At 45.4% G+C, this 658-nt stretch carries 2 protein-coding genes; both read right to left on the reverse strand.

What is annotated here, in order from left to right; translation table 11 throughout:
• Positions 1-39: 39 nt before the first annotated feature.
• Positions 40-165, reverse strand: a complete 126-nt coding sequence (locus K9V48_RS29855) for a DUF1330 domain-containing protein (RefSeq protein WP_368858320.1) — start codon at positions 163-165, stop codon at positions 40-42.
• Positions 143-658, reverse strand: a 516-nt coding sequence (locus K9V48_RS28395) for a mechanosensitive ion channel domain-containing protein (RefSeq protein ID WP_224142346.1), incomplete at its 5' end; no start/stop codon positions are given. The genes K9V48_RS29855 and K9V48_RS28395, both read right to left, overlap by 23 nt.

Below are 658 nucleotides of genomic sequence, written 5' to 3' on the forward strand. Positions count from 1 at the left end.
CATTAGCTACTCGCTTTTTTGAAAAAATGGATTTATAAACTATAAACCATCTGCAGCAATTGCTTTTCCAACGGTATTTGCCCTTCTTATTTTCTTTAAAGGTTCGTATATTTCCGAGTTGAAAAAGGCTTCGATGTTCTGTTTACATGGAAACTTGAGGATCACAAGCCTTGTTGGCTTCCAATCCCTCGCTCTCTGCCATAATCAAGTCGTTCTTGTAGGCAGCCATCGCCAGTTCATACCTCACTTTTTTTCCTGCTTCCACGAAATCCTCTTCCTTCACAAGACCTGATAATGAATACCGGTGACCCCTGAAATCCACGTTCAGTTCGGTGATTTGGTTGAATTCGAAACTCTCCACGGGAACTCCGTTCTCATCCTTCAACAGGTATTCACCGTATTTCTCGTTGCATGTTTGTGCCACTTCCTCCATCACCTTGAGGGCATCGTCCGGATTTTGTCTATAGTTGAGGACAAGGCTTTCGTTCACCCGGCGCATTCCCCGGTTCCCGTTCTGAAGTTCCACGATGTTGCTATAGGAGACCGTATAGAGGTATCCGTCATATTGGCGGATCTTCAGGTGGCGCATGCTGATTTCCTCGATTTTCCCCTGACGGTTACCATTGATGATGACATAATCCCCGTGATGGATCTGGCG

This window comes from Metabacillus rhizolycopersici, from assembly GCF_020075705.1.